Consider the following 4,557-nt stretch of genomic DNA (forward strand, 5'->3'; position numbering starts at 1 on the left):
TCAGGGAGGGGTGTTCGAGGATATCCGCATCCGTCACGCCCAGGAGATCGCGGAACTGGACCTGGACGGCTATGCGGTAGGCGGGTTGGCGGTAGGAGAATCTCATGAGGAAATGTACCGGATCCTGGATGCGGTGGTGCCCTATCTGCCGGTCAATAAGCCCACGTATCTGATGGGCGTGGGAACCCCTGCCAATATCCTGGAGGCAGTGGACCGGGGGGTGGATTTCTTTGACTGCGTCTATCCTACCCGGAACGGGCGGCACGGACATGTATACACCAACCAGGGGAAACTGAATCTGTTTAACGCTAAATATGAACTGGACACCCGGCCCATTGAGGAGGGCTGCCAGTGTCCGGTGTGCAGAAGGTATTCAAGGGCCTATATCCGGCATCTTCTGAAGGCCAGAGAAATGCTGGGCATGCGGCTTTGCGTGCTCCACAATCTCTACTTCTACAACACCATGATGGCGGAGATCCGGGAGGCTATCGAGGCCGGAAATTATCAGGAATATAAGAAGAGAAAACTGGAGGGAATGCAGAAAATTTCCCGGAATTAGGCGAAAGCACTTGAAGAAACCGGTTTTTTTGTGTATGATAGCAATAGTGTGAAAAGAGATTTAGGAGGAATTCAGTATGTTCGCATTAGCATCACAGAGCGGCGGCGGAAGCTGGGGCCTGCTGATCATTATATATGTAGTGATCTTTGGCGGTTTCTGGTTCATCTTTATCCGTCCTCAGAAAAAGGAGCAGAAAAGAGTACAGGCAATGATCGCAGATATGGAAGTTGGAGATACCGTGCTGACCACCAGCGGGTTCTACGGCGTGATCATCGACATCAGCGACGACGATGTGATCGTAGAATTTGGAAGTAACCGGAACTGCCGGATTCCAATGCAGAAAGCGGCGATCGCGCAGCTTGAGAAGGCTTCTTCAACAGAATAGACGAAGAACGAAAGATACCGCTGAATAACTGACTGACAGGTTATGAGGCGGTATTTTTTATTAGAATCAAGAAAGGAAGAACGACTATGGTAAGAGAAGATCTGACAAAAATCATGCAGGACAGATTTCACAAGGAGATCCGGGAAGCGGACGACAAAGAGATCTATCTGGCGCTGATGTCTTATACAAAGGAAAAACTTAAAAGACTTCCAGAGATCACAGGTGAGCGGAAGCTCTATTATATTTCCGCGGAGTTCCTGATCGGGAAGCTGCTCTCCAACAACCTGATCAATCTGGGGATCTACGAGGAAGTGGCGGAAGTCCTGAGAGAAAACGGGAAATCTCTTGGCGCTATCGAGGAGATGGAACCGGAGCCGTCCCTTGGAAACGGCGGCCTGGGCCGGCTTGCCGCCTGTTTCCTGGATTCCATCGCCACTCTGGGACTTTCCGGAGACGGCATCGGACTGAACTATCATATGGGGCTTTTTAAGCAGGTGTTCGAGGGGAACAAGCAGAAGGAGACCCCCAATCCCTGGATCGAACCAGAGGGCTGGCTTACAGACGCAGGCGTCAGCTTCCAGGTTCCCTTTAAAGATTTTACCCTGACTTCTAAATTGTACGATATCGATGTGGCCGGGTACCAGAACGGAAGGAACAAGCTCCATCTCTTTGATGTGGAAGGGGTGGATGAGAGTATCATCGGGGACGGGATCTCTTTTGACAAGCACAATATCCAGAAGAACCTGACCCTGTTCCTCTACCCGGACGACAGTGACGAGGCGGGAAATCTCCTGCGGATCTATCAGCAGTATTTCATGGTGTCCAACGGGGCGCAGCTGATCCTGAAGGAATGTGAGGAGAAGGGATATGAGCTTCGCAGGCTTCACGAGCATGTGGCGATCCAGATCAACGACACCCATCCGTCCATGGTGATCCCGGAGCTGATCCGGCTGCTTGTGCAGCGCCATATTGATTTCAACGAGGCGGTGGAGATCGTCCAGAAGACCTGCGCTTACACTAATCATACCATCCTGGCGGAGGCGCTGGAGAAATGGCCGGTTTCCTATCTGGAGCAGGTAGTGCCTCAGCTGGTGCCCATTATCCGGGAGCTGGACCTGCGGGCGAAGGGGAGATACCAGGATCCCAGGGTAGCCATCATTGATGAGGAGAACCGGGTGCATATGGCCCATATGGACATCCACTACGGGTGCAGCGTCAACGGAGTGGCGGAACTGCACACAGAGATCCTGAAGAACTCGGAGCTGAAGCCTTTTTACGATATTTATCCGGAGAAATTCAACAACAAGACCAACGGCATCACCTTCCGCAGATGGCTTCTCTACTGTAACCGGGAGCTGGTAAAATGGCTGGACCGGTATGTGGAAAGGGACTTCCGCAAGGACGCCATGGCCCTGGAAAGCCTGCTGGCCCACAAGGATGATCCGGAGGCGCTTACTTCTCTTCTGGAGGTAAAGCACCAGAAGAAGGTGGAACTGGCGGAATATCTGGAGGAGACCCAGGGGATCCAACTGGATCCGGAGTCCATTTTTGACATCCAGATCAAGCGGCTTCATGAGTATAAGCGGCAGCAGATGAATGTGCTGGCAGTGATCGCCAGGTACCTGGAGATCAAGAGAGGGAAGAAGCCCTCCCGTCCTGTGACGGTGATCTTCGGGGCCAAGGCGGCTCCGGCCTACGCCATTGCCAAGGATATCATCCATGTGATCCTGTGCCTGCAGGAACTGATCGACCAGGATTCGGAGGTATCTCCGTATCTGAAGGTAGTGATGGTGGAGAATTATAATGTGACGCTGGCAGAGCGGCTGATCCCGGCCTGCGACGTGTCCGAGCAGATCTCCCTGGCCTCCAAGGAGGCTTCCGGGACCGGCAATATGAAGTTCATGCTGAACGGGGCGGTGACCCTGGGGACGGAAGACGGCGCCAATGTGGAGATCCATCAGCTGGTGGGGGACGAGAATATCTATATCTTCGGCGCTTCCAGCGAGGAAGTGATCCGGCACTATGAGAAGAGGGACTACCGGGCGGCGGATTATTATATCCAGGATGAAGAAATCCGGGAGTGGATCAATTTCATCATCAGCCCGGAGATGATGAAGATCGGGGATCCCTATCACCTGTTGAAGATCCATGCGGAACTGATCCAGAAGGACTGGTTTATGACTCTTCTGGACGTGAAGGAATATGTAAATATGAAAGAGCGGGTATACGCGGATTATGAGGACCGGATGGCCTGGGCGAAGAAGATGCTGGTGAACATCGCGAAAGCCGGATTCTTCTCTTCAGACCGGACCATTGCGGAGTATAACCGGGATATCTGGCATCTGAGATAGGAGGCGAGAGCGGATGATCAATTATTCAGAAGACAAGGACCGGCAGTACCATATCCAGGTGGCGGAAGGAGAAGTGGGCCGGTATGTGATCCTGCCGGGAGATCCCAAGCGCTGTGAGAAGATCGCGGCACATTTCGAGAATCCCAGGCTGATCGCGGACAGCCGGGAATATGTGACTTACACCGGCTATCTGGATGGGGAGAAGGTAAGTGTGACTTCCACCGGGATCGGAGGACCATCCGCAGCGATCGCTATGGAAGAATTGTCCCGGGTGGGAGCGGACACCTTTATCCGGGTGGGCACCAGCGGCGGTATGGCCCTGGAGGTCAAAAGCGGCGATGTGGTGATCGCTTCTGGCGCCATCCGGATGGAAGGGACCAGCAGGGAATACGCGCCCATTGAGTTCCCGGCGGTGGCGGACGTGGAAGTGACCCAGGCGCTGATCCAGGCGGCCAGGAAGCTTGGACAGGAGTATCACGTGGGGGTAGTCCAGTGCAAGGATTCCTTCTATGGACAGCATTCCCCGGAGACCAAACCGGTGGGATATGAACTTTTGAATAAATGGGACGCCTGGGTGAAATGCGGATGCCTGGCCTCAGAGATGGAGTCAGCGGCGCTTTTTGTCGTCGGCAGCTGGCTGAAGCTCCGGGTGGGGACTGTGCTCCTTACCATGGCCAACCAGGAGCGGGCCAAAAAAGGCCTGCCAAACCCGGTGGTACACGATACCGAGGCGCCTATCCAGACGGCGGTGGAGGCCATCCGCAGCCTGATCCGGCAGGACAAGGAAAAATAAGGGAAAAGAAAGGAGCGTGGGAAGTATGAGTACACCACATAATGAAGCGGGAAAAGGAGAGATCGCGAAAACCGTACTGATGCCCGGAGATCCGCTGCGGGCAAAATACATTGCAGATCATTATCTGGAAGGAGCCAGATGTTTTAACACGGTGCGGAACATGCTGGGGTATACCGGCACCTATCACGGGAAAGAGATCTCGGTGATGGGCGGCGGCATGGGAATGCCTTCCGTCGGGATCTACAGCTATGAGCTGTATCATTTCTACGATGTGGAATCCATCATCCGCATCGGCTCGGCGGGAGCGCTGCAGGATGAACTGAACGCCAGGGATATCGTGATCGGCATGGGCGCCTGCACCAACTCGGATTATGCCAGCCAGTACCGTCTGCCGGGAACCTACGCTCCCATCGCAGACTACGGACTTCTTAAGAAGGCTGTAGATGTGGCAGAGGAAAAGGGGATCCCG

General features: G+C 54.0%; 4 protein-coding genes and 1 pseudogene. All 5 read left to right on the forward strand.

The genetic code is table 11. The features are described from left to right. Nucleotides 1-559: tRNA-guanine transglycosylase (locus ACML7B_RS02900; protein ID WP_418539261.1), on the forward strand; the 559-nt coding region annotated here is incomplete at its 5' end. A gap of 76 nt (nucleotides 560-635) precedes the next feature. Further along, nucleotides 636-944, forward strand: coding sequence for a preprotein translocase subunit YajC (gene yajC, locus ACML7B_RS02905; protein ID WP_106788556.1), 309 nt, complete (start codon nucleotides 636-638; stop codon nucleotides 942-944). A gap of 86 nt (nucleotides 945-1,030) precedes the next feature. Next, nucleotides 1,031-3,295 carry a glycogen/starch/alpha-glucan phosphorylase gene (locus tag ACML7B_RS02910; RefSeq protein ID WP_418539262.1) on the forward strand — a complete coding sequence of 755 codons (2,265 nt, stop codon included), beginning with the start codon at nucleotides 1,031-1,033 and terminating at the stop codon, nucleotides 3,293-3,295. A 13-nt stretch (nucleotides 3,296-3,308) separates the two neighbouring features. Beyond that, nucleotides 3,309-4,088 (forward strand): uridine phosphorylase, encoded by a 780-nt coding sequence (gene udp / locus ACML7B_RS02915; protein ID WP_418539263.1) that lies wholly within the window; start codon nucleotides 3,309-3,311, stop codon nucleotides 4,086-4,088. 25 nt (nucleotides 4,089-4,113) lie between these two features. Beyond that, nucleotides 4,114-4,557 (forward strand): annotated as a pseudogene (locus tag ACML7B_RS02920) (purine-nucleoside phosphorylase); the annotation flags it as partial.

Origin of the sequence: Massilistercora timonensis (genome assembly GCF_048354975.1) — a bacterium.
GTDB lineage: Bacteria > Bacillota > Clostridia > Lachnospirales > Lachnospiraceae > Massilistercora > Massilistercora timonensis.